The 14,633-nt window shown below is 72.1% G+C and carries 13 protein-coding genes and 1 riboswitch; of the genes, 6 read left to right on the top strand and 7 right to left on the bottom strand.

Annotation, left to right across the window (positions count from 1 at the left end; translation table 11 throughout):
- Nucleotides 1-11: 11 nt before the first annotated feature.
- Entirely contained in the window at nucleotides 12-725 is a 714-nt protein-coding gene (locus tag CP980_RS28090) for a pyridoxamine 5'-phosphate oxidase family protein (RefSeq protein ID WP_150529319.1), read from the top strand.
- Here CP980_RS28090 and CP980_RS28085 read toward each other — a convergent pair.
- Both CP980_RS28085 and CP980_RS28080 read right to left on the bottom strand, forming a co-directional pair.
- Nucleotides 707-1,756 (bottom strand): DMT family transporter, encoded by a 1,050-nt coding sequence (locus CP980_RS28085; protein WP_229907481.1) that lies wholly within the window; start codon nucleotides 1,754-1,756, stop codon nucleotides 707-709. The two genes, CP980_RS28090 and CP980_RS28085, sit on opposite strands and share 19 nt — an antisense overlap.
- A gap of 163 nt (nucleotides 1,757-1,919) precedes the next feature.
- Nucleotides 1,920-2,891 carry an EamA family transporter gene (locus CP980_RS28080; protein WP_150529318.1) on the bottom strand — a complete coding sequence of 324 codons (972 nt, stop codon included), beginning with the start codon at nucleotides 2,889-2,891 and terminating at the stop codon, nucleotides 1,920-1,922.
- Between the two features lie 171 nt (nucleotides 2,892-3,062).
- Between CP980_RS28080 and CP980_RS28075 the strand changes: the two genes are divergently transcribed.
- Nucleotides 3,063-3,491, top strand: a complete 429-nt coding sequence (locus tag CP980_RS28075) for a type II toxin-antitoxin system Rv0910 family toxin (protein ID WP_150529317.1) — start codon at nucleotides 3,063-3,065, stop codon at nucleotides 3,489-3,491.
- A 99-nt stretch (nucleotides 3,492-3,590) separates the two neighbouring features.
- Here the strand turns inward: CP980_RS28075 and CP980_RS28070 are convergent, their stop codons facing one another.
- Entirely contained in the window at nucleotides 3,591-4,199 is a 609-nt protein-coding gene (locus CP980_RS28070) for a PadR family transcriptional regulator (protein ID WP_132758628.1), read from the bottom strand.
- Nucleotides 4,200-4,379: 180 nt separating this feature from the next.
- Here CP980_RS28070 and CP980_RS28065 point away from each other — a divergent pair, with 180 nt between their 5' ends.
- On the top strand, nucleotides 4,380-5,225 hold the full coding sequence (locus tag CP980_RS28065) for a PhzF family phenazine biosynthesis protein (protein ID WP_150529316.1): 846 nt from the start codon (nucleotides 4,380-4,382) through the stop codon (nucleotides 5,223-5,225).
- Nucleotides 5,226-5,237: 12 nt separating this feature from the next.
- Here CP980_RS28065 and CP980_RS28060 read toward each other — a convergent pair whose 3' ends face one another.
- Together CP980_RS28060 and CP980_RS28055 are read right to left on the bottom strand one after the other, a co-directional pair.
- Nucleotides 5,238-6,038: a CPBP family intramembrane glutamic endopeptidase gene (locus CP980_RS28060; protein WP_132758624.1), complete on the bottom strand. Its 801-nt coding sequence runs from the start codon at nucleotides 6,036-6,038 to the stop codon at nucleotides 5,238-5,240.
- Between the two features lie 123 nt (nucleotides 6,039-6,161).
- Nucleotides 6,162-7,697 carry a glutamate-cysteine ligase family protein gene (locus CP980_RS28055; RefSeq protein ID WP_099893883.1) on the bottom strand — a complete coding sequence of 512 codons (1,536 nt, stop codon included), beginning with the start codon at nucleotides 7,695-7,697 and terminating at the stop codon, nucleotides 6,162-6,164.
- A gap of 495 nt (nucleotides 7,698-8,192) precedes the next feature.
- Here CP980_RS28055 and CP980_RS28050 point away from each other — a divergent pair, with 495 nt between their 5' ends.
- Both CP980_RS28050 and CP980_RS28045 read left to right on the top strand, forming a co-directional pair.
- Entirely contained in the window at nucleotides 8,193-8,816 is a 624-nt protein-coding gene (locus tag CP980_RS28050; RefSeq protein ID WP_099893882.1) for a hypothetical protein, read from the top strand.
- 310 nt (nucleotides 8,817-9,126) lie between these two features.
- Nucleotides 9,127-9,333 (top strand): DUF5999 family protein, encoded by a 207-nt coding sequence (locus CP980_RS28045; protein WP_030158404.1) that lies wholly within the window; start codon nucleotides 9,127-9,129, stop codon nucleotides 9,331-9,333.
- Nucleotides 9,334-9,444: 111 nt separating this feature from the next.
- Here CP980_RS28045 and gcvP read toward each other — a convergent pair whose 3' ends face one another.
- Nucleotides 9,445-12,330 carry an aminomethyl-transferring glycine dehydrogenase gene (gene gcvP / locus CP980_RS28040; RefSeq protein WP_150529315.1) on the bottom strand — a complete coding sequence of 962 codons (2,886 nt, stop codon included), beginning with the start codon at nucleotides 12,328-12,330 and terminating at the stop codon, nucleotides 9,445-9,447.
- Between the two features lie 198 nt (nucleotides 12,331-12,528).
- Nucleotides 12,529-12,627: riboswitch (glycine riboswitch) on the bottom strand.
- Between the two features lie 113 nt (nucleotides 12,628-12,740).
- Here gcvP and CP980_RS28035 point away from each other — a divergent pair.
- Entirely contained in the window at nucleotides 12,741-13,112 is a 372-nt protein-coding gene (locus CP980_RS28035; protein WP_189999269.1) for a PRC-barrel domain-containing protein, read from the top strand.
- On the opposite strand, the gene CP980_RS28030 is transcribed toward CP980_RS28035, so the two are convergent.
- A complete protein-coding gene (locus tag CP980_RS28030; RefSeq protein ID WP_150529314.1) occupies nucleotides 13,109-14,602 on the bottom strand; it encodes a DNA polymerase IV in 1,494 nt (497 codons plus the stop codon). The two genes, CP980_RS28035 and CP980_RS28030, sit on opposite strands and share 4 nt — an antisense overlap.
- Between the last annotated feature and the right edge of the window lie 31 nt (nucleotides 14,603-14,633).

Raw genomic sequence — 14,633 nt, 5'->3', positions numbered from 1 at the left:
GAGAACGCACCATGACCGCCACCACCGACACGCAAGAGATCCCTGAGACGACCGGGGCGACCGGGGCGGCCGGCGGCGGCTACGAGCCCACCGACCGCACCGTCCCGAGCCGCTCCCGCGAGCGGGCCCGCTACGACCGCGAGACGGTCCACTCGATACTCGACCAGGCCTACGTCTGCCACCTCGGCTTCGTCCGCGACGGCGCTCCCGTGGTCCTGCCGACCCTGTACGGGCGGGTCGGCGAGACCCTCTACGTCCACGGCTCGACGGGCTCGCGCCCGCTGCTCGCCGCCGGCCAGTCCGACCCGGGGCTGCCCGTCTGCCTGACCGTGACGCACGTGGACGGCCTGGTGCTGGCGCGCTCCGCCTTCCACCACTCGATCAACTACCGCTCGGTGATCGTGCACGGCACCGCTCACCAGGTGACCGACGAGGCCGAGCGCCGGATGGCCCTCGACGCCCTCGTCGACCACGTGGTTCCCGGCCGCTCGGCCGACTCCCGGCCCGCCAACGCCAAGGAGCTCGCCGCCACCGCGGTGATCCGCCTGGACCTGAACGAGGTGTCGGCGAAGATCCGTACGGGCGGCCCCAACGACGAGCCCGAGGACATGGGCCTGCCCTACTGGTCGGGCGTGGTCCCGGTCGCGCCGGTGCACGGCACCCCGATCCCGGCCGACGACCTGGCCCCGGGAATCGCCACCCCGGACTACCTCGCCGCGCTCTGAGCCCCGCAGGGCTCACCAGGCTCACCGGGCACACGAGACTCACCCGTCTCGTGCGTCCCCCGGGGCCCGCGGGCGAGCCGCAGTCGCACCTCCGGCTCGCCCGCGCGGCCGCCCCCGGACCGCCCCGCCTCGGCCGCGATCAGCGCACCCACCGCCGTCAGGAGCAGTACGGTGCCCAGCACCACGGCGCCGGTCAGCCGCTCCCCCAGCACCAGGACGGCGATCACGGCGGCGCTGACCGGCTCGATCAGCATGATCACGGACACCGTAGCGGCCCGCACCGCGGCGGCCCCGGTGAAGTACAGCGCGTACGCCAGCGCCGTCGGCACCGTGGCCACGTACACCAGCAGCCACAGCACGCGCCCGAGTTCGGCGGTGTGCGGCACCAGCCCCTCCGCAACGGCGAGCGGCAACAGGCACACCGTGCCGACCGCGACCGACCAGGCCGTGGTGACCAGCGGGTCCCCGCCCGCCCCGCGCCGCCCCAGCCAGCGGGCCCGCAGGGTCATCCCGGCGTACCCGGCGGCCGACAGCAGGGCCCAGCCGACGCCCAGCGGCCGCACCTCGCCTCCCCCGCCGCCCAGGACGAGCACGGCGAGCCCCGCGAGCGCCCCGGCCACGGCGGCCGCACCGCCCCGGCCCAGCCGCTCGCCCATCCAGCACCGGGCCCCGACCGCGATCAGCACGGGCCCGGCGCCCAGGGTGACCACCGTGCCGACGGCCAGGCCGGTCTCGCGCACGGCACCGAAGTACGCGGCCTGGAAGAGCGTGAACATCAGGCCGGTCCCGATCAGCGAGGCCGCCGACGGCCGCGCCGCGGTCCGGGCGGCCACCGCCGCGCCCCGGGGGCGGCGTACGGCGAGCACCCCCAGCAGCACCACCAGCCCGCCGGCGCACCGCCAGAACGACAGGGCGAGCGGGCCGAGGTCACTGGCCAGGAAGAGGAGGGAGGCAGCCGCCCCGGCGGTGCCCCAGGCGGCTCCGGCGACGACGAGGTACAGCAGACTGCGCCCTGAAGCGGGATTCGACACGTGTGTGCTCCGCGCATGCGTGAGGGATGAGGGGGAAGGTCATCGCTCCGCGGGCAGCGCGGACCCGCCCGGGAACTCTCCGGGCCGGATCCTCGTCACAGGGGCGGCTGCCCGCGGCTACGCGGCGGGAGGCGGAAGCACGGTCGAATGCACGGTCGCCACCTTAGGCTTTCGTCGTCTCACGGTCCAGAACGACCGCCTCCGGATCGGCCGCCCCCGGCGGGGTGGGCCGCGCGGACTGCGCGATGAACGCCCCGCCCAGCACCAGCGCACCGCCGATGACCTGCGGGGTCGAGAGGTGTTCGTTCAGCAGGATCCAGGCGAACACGGTGGCCACGACCGCCTCCAGACAGGCCACGACACCGGCCACCTGCGGCGAGAGCCTGCGCACCGAGACGACGCCGGTCAGGTACGCGAAGACGGTCGCGATCAGCACCACCCAGCCGAGCAGGACCCACGCGGGCACCCTCAGGTCCCCCATCGCGGCGAACCCGCCCAGCACCTGCCAGTCGATCCGCCAGGGCCGGGCGATCACCGTCATCACCAGCGCGCCGATGAGCATGCCGTACGCGATCACACCGATCGGGTCGGGTACGTCGTCCCGGGCCCCCTCGTCCGCGCCGTGGTCCGCGAAGACGAAGTAGAAGGCCTGGCAGCAGGCGGCCGCGAGGCCGAGCAGGACGCCGAGCGGGTCGAGGCTCAGCCCGGACCAGATCTCCACGACGCAGGCCAGCCCCACGACCGCGACGGCGGCGCCGGCCGCGGCGGCCCGCGTCACCGGCTTGCGCTGTACGAAGCGGATCCAGCCGAGCAGCAGGGCCGGGCCGAGGTACTCCAGCAGCAGGGCCACACCGACCGGGATCCGGGACAGGGAGGCGAAGTAGAAGGCCTGCACGCCCGCGACGGCGACGATGCCGAAGCCCGCGAGCAGCAGGGGTTTGCGCACCAGGAGCCGGCGGTGGCGCCAGGCCAGCGGGGACAGCACCAGCGCCGCCCCGGCCACCCTGAGCCAGACCATGTGGAGGGGGTCGAGACCCGCCTCGATCAGCGGCTTCGCCGCAACACCGGAACCACCGAACGCGACGGCCGAGACGAGCGCGAGACCCAGTCCGGCGTTTCTCCCTGTCGCTTGCATCGGGCCATCATGGCAGGGCCGGTCAGGAGCGTCACGGGCGTGACACCTGTTGAGACGGATCCGAGACCGGGCGTGACCGGGCCGGTGATTTCTGACAAGTCGTCAGTATTGAATGTTCCGCCCGCCGGGGCTACGTTCCGCCGCACGTACCCGACGAGAAGGGGTGGCCGCATGGCCGAAGTGACCGCGGAATCACGCATCGAGGCGTCCGCCGCGAAGGTCTGGGCCCAGCTGACGGACTGGGCGGCGTACGGCGAGTGGAGCATGACCCACACCAATTTCCCCCAAGGCGGCCCCGAGACCCTCGCGGTCGGGGCCACCTTCGTGGAGAACATGAAGATGATGGGCTTCCCGGCCGAGGTCACCTGGACCGTCTCGGAGCTGGAGGACGAGCGCCTCTTCGCCGTCACCGGCAAGGGCCCGATGGGCGTGGCCATCCTCACCCGCTACACCCTGGTCCCGGACGGGGCGGCGACGAGGGTCCGCATCGACGGGGAGTTCAACGGGGCCGCCGTCTCCCTGATGGCGGGCAAGCTCAAGGACTCCGCCACCGCCGCCCTGAACGAATCGCTGCGCAAGCTGGCCGGCCTGGTCGCCTGACCGCCGACCCGGCCCGGGCCCCTTCCCGGGCGGGTACCCGCATACGGCGGCGCGCCCCGCGAGCGGACTCGCGGGGCGCGCCTTTTCCGTGCGGCCGGCTCAGTGCTCGTCGGCCAGGATCAGGTAGAGCTTCTTGCGGGCGTCGTTGATGACCGCGAGGGCCTTCTCGCGCTGCTCGGGCGAGCCGGTCTTGAAGACCTGGCCGAAGGCCTCGAACAGGCCGATCCCGGCCGTCCGGACCTCGTGCATCGCCTCGAAGTCGAACCCCCGCCCGGCATCGGCCCAGGGGGCCTGCGAGCCGGACTCGGCCTCGGTGCGGCCGGCGTCGGTGAGCGTGAACAGCTTCTTGCCGCCCTCGCTCTCGCTGGAGATGAGCCCCTCGTCCTCAAGCAGCTGGAGCGTCGGGTAGACCGACCCCGGGCTGGGCTTCCACGCCCCGCCACTGCGCTCGGCGATCTCCTGGATCATCTCGTAGCCGTGCATCGGCCGGTCCCCCAGCAGCGCCAGGATCGAGGCGCGCACATCCCCGCGCCGGGCCCGGCCGCGCGGTCCGCCGCGTCCGCCGCGCCCGCCCCAGGGGCCGCCGCCGAAGGGCGGTCCGAACGGGCCGAAGGCGGCGCGCCGCCCCTTGAACTCCTCCCGACGATCGGGCCCGCAGTGGCCGTGGCCCCGGCCGTGCTCGTGTTCGTGCTGTCCGTGTGAACGCATGACTGCGCTCCTTTCGTCTTTCGGTTTCACGTCATCGCTCGTGCGATGCCTCAACTATCGCTGACCCATCGCGACACGTCAACGATATATCGGAAACTCTTACCGAACACGGCCGTGACCAGGCCAGTCATCCACGATTGGCCTTTGTCGACGATCAAGAAACGGCTCTACGGTCGGTCCATGCGCCTCCGAATCGTCGACGCCTTCACCGACCGCCCCTTCCGCGGGAACCCCGCCGGAGTCCTCCTCCTCGACGGCGAGTTCCCCCCGGACGCCTGGCTCCAGCAGGTCGCCGCCGAGGTCAACCTCTCCGAGACCGCCTTCGCCCGCCCGCTGCCGCCCGGCGGGGACGCCGACTGGGCCCTGCGCTGGTTCACGCCGACAGCCGAGGTCGACATGTGCGGCCACGCCACCCTCGCCACGGCGCACGTCATCGCGACCAGCGGCCTGGCCACGGGGCTGATCCGGTTCTCCGCGCGGTGCGGCATCCTCACCGCCGAAGCCGCCGAAGCCGCAGAAGCCGCAGAAGCCGCCGAGGGCTCCACGATCACCATGGATTTCCCGACCTCGTCGCTGACGCCGGTCGAGGCGGATCCCGCCGTACGCAGCGCCCTCGGCGTCGAGATCCGGTCCGTCCACGACACCTCCGAGCACATCGGCGACCTGCTCGTCGAGCTGGCGGACGAGCGGGCGGTACGAGAGCTCACCCCCGACCTCGCCGCTCTGCGCGGCTTCGCGCGCCGCGGGGTGATCGTCACCGCGGCCGCCGAGGATCCCTCGCGCGGGTACGACTTCGTCTCCCGCGGCTTCTTCCCGGCCTTCGGGATCGACGAGGACCCCGTCACGGGCAGCGCCCACACCGCGCTCGCGCCGTTCTGGGCCGCCCGGCTGGGCCGTGCCTCGCTCGTCGGCCTCCAGGGCGGGGCGCGCACCGGGCTCGTCGCGGTCCGCCTCGCCGGCGACCGTACGCTCCTGACCGGCAACGCGGTCACCGTCATCGACGGCGAGCTGCTCACCCGCCCCTGACGGGAGGTCCCGCTACGGGGTCGGCAGCCAGCCCACCTTGCCCGCCAGCAGCGCGTACCCGCCGAAGGCGACGATGTCGAGCAGCGCGTGCGCGACGACGAGCGGCATGACCCGGCCCCAGCGGCGGTAGGCGAGGACGAAGACGACGCCCATCACCATGTTGCCGATGAACCCGCCGATCCCCTGGTAGAGGTGGTACGAGCCGCGCAGCACCGAGCTGGCCAGCAGCGCGGCCGTCGGCGACCAGCCCAGCTGGTCGAGCCGGCGCAGCAGATAGGCCAGCACGATGACCTCCTCCACCACGGCGTTCTGCACCGCGGAGAGGATCAGTACGGGGAACTTCCACCACACGTCGGGCAGCGCCTCCGGCACCACCGTCAGGTTGAACCCGCCCGCCCGCGCCCCCAGGTAGAAGGCCAGCCCCGCACTCCCGATCCCGGCCGCGACCAGGGCTCCGCGCCCTAGGTCCCAGCCGGGCCGGGTCCGGTCGAAGCCCAGGACCCGCAGTCCCGCCGCACCCTCGCGCGTCAGCAGGTGGGCGACCAGCAGCACCGGCACCAGCGCGGTGCCGATGCCGAACAGCTGCCAGGCCAGGTCCAGCCAGGGCCGGCCGGGGGCGTACGAGCCGTTCAGCGTGGCGGCCTGGTCCTTGAGGCCGCCGGGCTTGGTCAGCGACCCGATGAAGCTGATCAGCGAGGAGAGGGCGCTCGCGCCGAGCGACAGCGCCAGCACGAGCAGCGTCTCGGCGCGCAGGATCCCCCGCTCGTTCTCGGGGTGCAACGTCTTGACCACCGCTTCCGGCTCCGCCCGCACGTCCGACTCCCGTCCCGCCGTTCCGCTTCGTCCACCCCATACTGCCCCTTCGGCGGCGGAGGGGGATCACCGGACCCGGGGCGGACCCGGGGCGGACCCGCGGCGGTCGCCGGACCCCCGGTGTCAGCGCCGTGCCGGCACCGCGGCGCTCACCTCCTCGTCGGCCAGCCCGACCGGCCAGGTGTGCACCGGGTCGCCCTTGTGCATGAGCTCGCTGTAGCGCCGGGTGATGGCCGCCAGCGCCTCGTCCCGTTCCATCCCGGAGGCCAGCGCCCGGTGGTAGGTGTCCACCTGCCAGGTCGCCCCGTTGACCCGCCGCTGGCAGCGCTCCTCGATGATGCCGAGGTAGTGGTCGCGGTCGGCGGGCTCGATGCCCCACGCGTCCAGCCCGGCCGCCGCCATCGGCAGCAGCTCGTCCAGGACCAGGCGTACGGCCGGGACGCTGGCGAGCCCACCGCCCCGGCCCCGGCGCGGCCAGCGCAGCCGCGCGTCGATCCCGTACCGGCAGGCCGCGTCGAAGTTGGCCTCCGCCTCGGCGAACGGCAGCCGCGTCCACACCGGCCGCTGCTCGTCGGCGAGCGTACGGACCAGCCCGTAGTAGAAGGCGGCGTTCGCCACCACGTCGGCGACCGTCGGCCCGGCCGGCAGCACCCGGTTCTCCACCCGCAGGTGCGGCATCCCGTCGGCGACCCCGTACACGGGCCGGTTCCAGCGGTAGACCGTCCCGTTGTGCAGGACCAGCTCCTGCAGGCTCGGCACCCCGCCCTCGGCGAGCACGCGCAGCGGCTCCTCCTCGTCGCAGATCGGCAGCAGGGCCGGGAAGTACCGCACGTTCTCCGCGAAGAGCTCGTACGCCGACTCCACCCAGCGCTCGCCGAACCAGGTCCGCGGCCGCACCCCCTGGGCCTGCAGCTCGGGCGGCCGGGTGTCGGTGGCCTGGGTGAAGAGCGGTGGCCGCGACTCGCGCCACAGCTCGCGCCCGAACAGGAACGGCGAGTTGGCGCCGACGGCTATCTGCACGGCCGTCACCGCCTGCGCCGCGTTCCACACGTCGGCGAACCGCCCGGGCGTCACCTGCAGGTGCAGCTGTACGGAGGTGCAGGCGGCCTCCGGGACGATCGACCCGGTGCTCCAGGTGAGCCGCTCCACCCCGTCGATGTCGAGCAGGAAGTCCTCGCCCCGCATCATCAGGATCTGCTCGTTCAACAGCGAGTAGCGGTCGACCGCGGAGAGGTTGGCGGTGACCAGGTCGGAGCGGGTGATGGTCGGCAGGATGCCGATCATCACCACCCCGGCGTCGATCTCCGCGGCCTGCCGGTGGGCATAGCCGAGACCCGCGCTGAGTTCCTCGGCGAGCTGGTCGAATACCCGGCCGCCGAGGCGGTGCGGGAGTACGTTCACCTCCAGGTTGAACATTCCCAGTTCGGTCTGGAAATCCTGGCTCGCTATCCGCTCCAGAACCTGGGCATTCACCATTCGCGGCAACCCGTCGGAACCCGCCAGATTCAGCTCGATCTCCAGCCCCATCATGTTCTTGGGACGATCGAACCTCTTCTCCGCCAGAAGCCGCTCCAGCCCCTCCAGGCACTCGTGGAGCTTCCTCCGATACTTCTGCCGATCGGACAGGTCGAATCCGCCCGCCACGACCTTCTCCCCCATCGGAGCGTCCCTCCTCGATAGCGCCCGGCCCATGCCACCCAGGCGCGTGTGTACGGTCGATGATGCCCCGGAGGCGAGATCGATAACGCCGCGGGGGGCGTGCGTGGCGGGGAGCGCGCGCCGGTTTGGCCGAAGGGCGCTATGGCACATTCACCTGGCATGGCTTCGTACGCAAATTCCGCATGGGTTTTGCCGGTTCCGGATAATGGACGCTTTCCAGCCGAGCCCTCGTCCGGTAACCTCCGAGGTCAACGCGACTTGTTCGTGTACAACCGGCATGAAAGCCATGTCAGCGGGACCGGTAAGCGCCTTGTCGGCAATAGGCGGGACAGCTAGCCGAAACACTGCGTGAACACATGTCGTATAAACTCCGCAAACGAGGCAGAGAGTTGGCGCGCGGCCATTGCCCCTCAGCCCCCCTCTGGCCCCAGAATGCGACAGCGCCGTCCGCACCTGCCCCGTTCCACAGGTCTCCCAAGTGAGAGGCGACCCACCATGCCGCTGCATGTCCCTCCGGCTCCCGCGCCCGCCCTGCGCAGCGTCCTCGCGGCACTCGGTTCCCCCACCGCCGTCCACGAGGCGCACACTCCGGCCCTGCGTGCGCTGCAAGGCGGCCCGATGACCGCCGAACTGCCGCTTCCGGTCCACGTCCTGGACCGGCTGAACATCTCCCAGCTGGCAGCGGGGGGCCGCCCGCCCCGCACCCGGCTGACCGCCTGGCGGTTCCTGATCCGCAGCGGCGACCGGTACGTCGCGGCCGCGGACACCCGGTTGACGCCGGACGGCTGGGTCTTCTCCCATTTCTTCGAGGGCCCCTATGTCGCCGCCACCGAACGCGCGCTGCGCCAGGCGGAATCCCTCGGCAAGAGCTACCAGCCGCGGCTGCTGTCCGTACCGGAGCTGTACATGCTGACGCTGTGGCTGCACGGGGCGGTGGGCGCCGACGCCTCCGCCGGGCTGCCGGCCGCCGCGGACCTGCTGGTGCCGCTGGCGCCGGCCCCGCCCGGCATCGCCCCGTACCGGCCGCACCCGGTGTCCGAACTGCTGCCCGTGATGACGCACCGGCTCACTCCGCCGAGCCCGCCGGTCCCGCCGTCGATGGCCGCGCCGGCCGCCTGAGCGGGTTCGAGGCCGCCGTCCGGCGGCGCTGAGCAGGTGCGTTCCACGACGGTGGCCCGTACGACCCATTCGGCCTAGCCCACCCGGGCCAACCCGAACCACCCGAAATGACAGGGGAGTTGAGCTGAACCGCCCGCACGGGTGATGCGTCATCAATCTATGAGGACAGCTGCCGGGAAATCCCTGCGGACGCAACTCCGGAGGGCAACACTGGGACCCTGACCAAACCAAGACGTTGATACGGGGGGCGGCCATGAACAAAGCATCGAGCCGCAGCACACAGACCACATCGCAGCGAAAGAACGCATCCATGTGCCAGCACCAGCCAGCGTGCCCGTCAGCCGACTCCGCCGACCGGGAGGCCGCCAAGCCGTTGGCCAACCACCCGGAACAGGGCTGGAGCCTGCTGTGCAACGGCGTCCTGCTCTTCGAGGACACCGGTGAGCTGCTGCCGGACGGCCAGATCATCGCCCCGCACCGCCCGCTCGCGGCGGCGCACGTGATGAAGGCGGCCTGATCGGCGACAGCACTGAACGGGACGGAGCAGAAGAGAACGACGAAGGGGCCGGCCCGGGAATGATTCTCCCGGACCGGCCCCTTCGTCATGCCGTCACGTCATACGAATGTGTCAGTTGTCGTACTCGTCCAGCGGCGGGCAGGAGCAGACCAGGTTGCGGTCGCCGAAGGCACCGTCGATGCGGCGCACCGGCGGCCAGTACTTCTCCGCGGCCGTGACCCCGCCCGGGAAGACGGCCTCGTCGCGGCTGTAGGGGTGGTTCCACTCGCCGCCGAGGGCCGCCGCCGTGTGCGGGGAGTTGGCCAGCGGGTTGTCGTCCACCGGCCATTCGCCGCCCGCGACCCGCTCGATCTCGCCGCGGATGGCGATCATCGCGTCGCAGAAACGGTCGATCTCGGCGAGGTCCTCGGACTCCGTCGGCTCGATCATGAGCGTGCCGGCCACCGGGAAGGACATCGTCGGCGCGTGGAAGCCGTAGTCGATCAGGCGCTTGGCGATGTCGTCGACGCTGACGCCCGTCGCCTTCGACAGCGGGCGCAGGTCGATGATGCACTCGTGCGCGACCAGGTTGCCCGGGCCGGTGTAGAGCACCGGGTAGTGCGGCTCCAGGCGCTTGGCGATGTAGTTCGCGCCGAGCACGGCCACCTGGGTGGCGCGCTTGAGGCCCTCGCCGCCCATGAGGCGCACGTACGACCAGGAGATCGGCAGGATGCCCGCCGAGCCCCACGGGGCGGCCGAGATCGGGCCGACGCCCGTCTCCGGGCCCGCGGTGGGCTGGAGCAGGTGGTTCGGCAGGTACGGGGCCAGGTGCGCCCGGACACCGACCGGGCCGACGCCCGGGCCGCCGCCGCCGTGCGGGATGCAGAACGTCTTGTGCAGGTTCAGGTGCGAGACGTCGCCGCCGAAGTGACCCGGCTTGGCCAGGCCCACCAGGGCGTTCAGGTTGGCGCCGTCCACGTACACCTGACCGCCGGCCTCGTGCACCTGGGCGCAGATGTCGGCGACGTGCTCCTCGAACACACCGTGCGTCGAGGGGTAGGTGATCATGAGCACGGCGAGCTCGTCGCGGTACTGCTCGATCTTGGCGCGCAGGTCGGCCGCGTCCACCTCGCCGTCGTCGGCGGTCTTGACCACGACGACCTTCATGCCGGCCATCACGGCGCTGGCGGCGTTGGTGCCGTGCGCGGAGGACGGGATGAGGCAGACGGTGCGCTGCTCGTCGCCGTTGGCCCGGTGGTAGGCGCGGACGGCCAGCAGGCCGGCGAGCTCACCCTGGGAGCCGGCGTTCGGCTGGATGGAGACCTTGTCGTAGCCGGTGACCTCGCAGAGACGTTCCTCCAGCTCGGTGATGAGCGTGAGGTACCCCTCGGCCTGCTCGACCGGGGCGAACGGGTGCAGCTGGCCGAATTCGGGCCAGGTGACCGGCTCCATCTCGGTGGTCGCGTTGAGCTTCATGGTGCAGGAGCCCAGCGGGATCATGCCGCGGTCCAGCGCGTAGTCCTTGTCCGCCAGCTTGCGCAGGTAGCGCAGCATCGCGGTCTCGCTGCGGTGCTGGTGGAAGACGGGGTGCGCGAGGTAGTCGTCCGAGCGCAGCAGGGCCTCGGGCAGCGCGTCGGCCGTGGTCGCGTCCAGCGCCTCGATGTCGGCGCTGACGCCGAAGGCGGCCCAGACGGCCTCGACGCCGGCGCGCAGCGTCGTCTCGTCACAGGAGACGGAGACGTGGTCGGCATCGACCTGGAACAGGTTGACCCCGCCCTCGCGGGCGGCGGCGACGACCTCGGCGGCCTTGCCGGGCACCCGCGCGGTGAGGGTGTCGAAGTACGAGCCGTGCACGAGCTCCACCCCGCCGGCCTTGAGACCGGCCGCGAGGAGGGACGCGTAACGGTGCGTGCGGCGGGCGATCGTCCGCAGGCCGTCGGGGCCGTGGTAGACGGCGTACATGCCGGCCATGACGGCGAGCAGCACCTGCGCGGTGCAGATGTTGCTGGTGGCCTTCTCGCGGCGGATGTGCTGCTCGCGGGTCTGCAGGGCGAGGCGGTACGCCTTGTTGCCGTCCGCGTCCACCGAGACGCCGACGAGGCGGCCCGGCAGCGAGCGGGCGTGCTTGTCCTGGACGGCCATGTAGCCGGCGTGCGGGCCGCCGAAGCCCATCGGGACGCCGAAGCGCTGGGTGGTGCCCACGGCGATGTCCGCGCCGAGCGCACCCGGGGAGGTCAGCAGGGTCAGCGCGAGCAGGTCGGCGGCGACGGCGACGATCGCGCCGAGCTCGTGCGCCTGGTCGATGACCGGCTTGATGTCCCGTACGGCACCGGAGGCGCCCGGGTACTGGAGGAGCACGCCGTAGACCCCGCGCTCGGCGACCTCGGCCGGGATGCCCTCGGACAGGTCGGCGACGACGACCTCGATGCCGATCGGCTCGGCGCGGGTCTCGATCACGGCGATGGTCTGCGGCAGCGCGTCGGCGTCGACGAGGAAGACGTTGCCCTTGGCCTTGCCCACGCGGCGGGCCAGCGTCATGGCCTCGGCGGCCGCGGTGCCCTCGTCGAGCAGGGAGGCGCCGGAGGTCGGCAGGCCGGTGAGGTCGGCGACGACGGTCTGGAAGTTGAGGAGAGCCTCCAGGCGGCCCTGCGAGATCTCGGGCTGGTAGGGCGTGTACGCCGTGTACCAGGCCGGATTCTCCATGACGTTGCGCAGGATCACCGGAGGCGTGAAGGTCCCGTAGTAGCCGAGACCGATCATCGGGGTGAGGACCTGGTTGCGGTCGGCGAGCGAGCGCAGCTCGGCCAGTACCTCGGCCTCGGTCCGCGCCTCGGGCAGGTTCAGCGCCTCGGCGGTCTTGATCACATCCGGTACCGCGGCGGCGGTCAGTTCGTCCAGCGAGCCGTAGCCCACGTGGGCGAGCATCTTCGCCTGCGCCTCGGCATCCGGGCCGATGTGGCGCTGCTCGAAGGGGATGCCTCGCTCCAGCTGGGAGAGCGGAATACGGTTGGCGGTCATGTACGGAGGCCTCCTGGGTCGTACGACCTGCGAGGGGCACCACGGCGCGGGCACCCGGACGGCCTCCCCCTCTGTCATCTCAACCTGAGAGCTTCACCGGAGTCGCGGGGGTGGCCCGCTGATTCCGGCTTTCACCGTCGGTGAGGAGGGGAACCGGCACTGCGCGCCCGGTACCCGCCCCTGCTTTCCAGAGTGGCCTCGTCACGTGCGGTACGTATGCCTGAGAGATTCCGGGGAGGATTTGCTCCTTCGGCGCCTCCGTCGTACTCACTCGGAGGACTCTCCCGCACAGGGTCAACAGCCGTCACCCAGCCTACCAGCGAGGTTCTGGCCCTCGCTTCGAGTGGCCCGCACTGCGGAAATGCCCTTCTGTAGTCATTACGGAGGAGTTGCGACCATATGGAGGGACCGTGCAGACCGACATCGATCCGCGCAGCCTGATCGGCCGCAAGGCGTTCGACCGCAACGGAACCAAGATCGGCACCGTGGACGAGGTGTACCTCGACGATGCCACGGGCGTGCCCGAATGGGCGGCCGTCCGGACGGGCCTGTTCAGCCGGGACGCGTTCGTCCCGCTGGAGCCGAGCGAGGTCGTCGACGACACCCTGCGGGTCCCCTTCGAGCGGGCCCTCATCAAGGACGCCCCGGACTTCGGCGTCGGCCGCCACCTCTCCCCCGAGCAGGAACTCCAGCTCTACCACCACTACGGCCTGGACGTCTCCCTCCCGTCGGACATCCAGCGCGACTTCGGCCGCCTGGCGAACGGGGAGGACACCCCCTAGGGCCTCCGCGGATCTTCCTGTCCTACGAGGGGCAGCGGGTCGGAGGGCTCCAGCTCGGGGTCGTCCACCCGGAAGGTGCGCACCCGGCCCGGCGGCGATCCGGGCTGCTCGAACCGGACGGTCACCCTCCCGACCCCGCTGCCCTGCACCCACCCGGGCCCGTGGACGGCGTGCAGTACGTCACTCCCGGCCGCCCAGCGCCGCTCCGGGGCCGGCTCGGGCTCCCCGGCCGACCCCCCGGCCCCAGGGGCCTCGGCGGGCCCTCGAAGCCCTTCAAGTCCTCCAGGCCCCGCTGACCCCGACGGCGCACCAGCCCCCGTCGCGGCGCCCCCCTCCTGGCCCACAGCCCCTGCGGCACCCTCTCCGGCGGCCTCGGCAGCCCCGGCAGCCGCCTCCGCCGCGGCCGCCTCCTCCGCCGCCATGGACTGCGCGAACAGGTCCTCCTGCGTGTAGTCCGCCAGGCCCGTCACGCCCACTCCCAGCAGCCGCACCCCGCCCGTGGTGTCCACGGCCTCCAGCAGCCTCGCCGCGGCCTCCCGCACCACCGCGGGGTCGTCCGTGGGCCCGCGCAGCGTCTCGGAGCGCGTCAGGGTCGAGAAGTCGTACCGCCGCACCTTGAGCACGATCGTCCGCCCCGAGTGCCCCGAGCCGCGCAGCCGCTGCACGCACCGGTCGGCGAGCCGCTGCACCTCGGTCCGGATCCGCACGCGGTCGTGCAGGTCCACGTCGAAGGTGTCCTCCACCGACACCGACTTCGCGTCGCGCTCGGCGACCACCGGCCGGTCGTCCAGCCCCAGCGCCATCCGGTACAGCCCCACCCCGTGCGAGCGCCCGACCATCCGCACCAGCTCGTCCTCGCCGGCCTCGGCCAGCTCCCCGACCGTGGTGATCCCGGCCCGCCGCAGGTGCTCCCCGGTGACGGGCCCCACCCCCGGCAGGGTCCGCACCGACATCGGGGCGAGCAGCTCCCTCTCCGTCCCCGGCTCGATCAGCAGCAGCCCGGCCGGCTTGGCCTCCTCGGACGCCACCTTGGCCAGCATCTTGGACCCCGCCAGCCCCACGGACCCGCTCAGCCCCGTCGCGGCCCGGATGTCCGCCCGCAGCCGCTCACCCGTCTCCCGGGCGCTCTCCGAGTCGAACGCGGTCCCGCCCGCCTCCAGGTCCACGAAGGCCTCGTCCAGGCTGAGCGGCTCCACCAGCGGGGACAGCTCCCTCAGCAGCCCCATGACCACCTCGCTGACCGCCTGGTACAGCCGGAAGCGGGGGATCAGGTACGCGCCGTTGGGGCAGAGCCGGCGCGCCTGGGCCGTCGGCATCGCCGAATGCACCCCGAAGCGCCGGGCCTCGTACGAAGCGGTGGCGACGACCCCGCGCGGCCCGAGCCCGCCGACGATCACGGCCTTGCCGCGCAGGCTCGGCTTCGACGCCTGCTCCACGGAGGCGTAGAAGGCGTCCATGTCCAGATGCAGGATGGTCGGGGCTGCTCTCACAGCCCCGATGCTGCCTCATGCCACTGACATC

Origin of the sequence: Streptomyces vinaceus (genome assembly GCF_008704935.1) — a bacterium.
Taxonomy (GTDB): domain Bacteria; phylum Actinomycetota; class Actinomycetes; order Streptomycetales; family Streptomycetaceae; genus Streptomyces; species Streptomyces vinaceus.
Note: the sequence above shows the minus strand (reverse complement) of the source record. Positions and strands in the feature narration are given on the sequence as shown.

What these genes read in the sequence shown, in the direction of transcription:
- CP980_RS28090 (WP_150529319.1), top strand. Translation starts at nt 12, where the DNA reads ATGACCGCCACCACCGACACGCAAGAGATCCCTGAGACGACCGGGGCG.
- CP980_RS28080 (WP_150529318.1), bottom strand. Translation starts at nt 2,891, where the DNA reads ATGCAAGCGACAGGGAGAAACGCCGGACTGGGTCTCGCGCTCGTCTCG.
- CP980_RS28075 (WP_150529317.1), top strand. Translation starts at nt 3,063, where the DNA reads ATGGCCGAAGTGACCGCGGAATCACGCATCGAGGCGTCCGCCGCGAAG.
- CP980_RS28070 (WP_132758628.1), bottom strand. Translation starts at nt 4,199, where the DNA reads ATGCGTTCACACGGACAGCACGAACACGAGCACGGCCGGGGCCACGGC.
- CP980_RS28065 (WP_150529316.1), top strand. Translation starts at nt 4,380, where the DNA reads ATGCGCCTCCGAATCGTCGACGCCTTCACCGACCGCCCCTTCCGCGGG.
- CP980_RS28055 (WP_099893883.1), bottom strand. Translation starts at nt 7,697, where the DNA reads ATGGGGGAGAAGGTCGTGGCGGGCGGATTCGACCTGTCCGATCGGCAG.
- CP980_RS28050 (WP_099893882.1), top strand. Translation starts at nt 8,193, where the DNA reads ATGCCGCTGCATGTCCCTCCGGCTCCCGCGCCCGCCCTGCGCAGCGTC.
- CP980_RS28045 (WP_030158404.1), top strand. Translation starts at nt 9,127, where the DNA reads ATGTGCCAGCACCAGCCAGCGTGCCCGTCAGCCGACTCCGCCGACCGG.
- gcvP (WP_150529315.1), bottom strand. Translation starts at nt 12,330, where the DNA reads ATGACCGCCAACCGTATTCCGCTCTCCCAGCTGGAGCGAGGCATCCCC.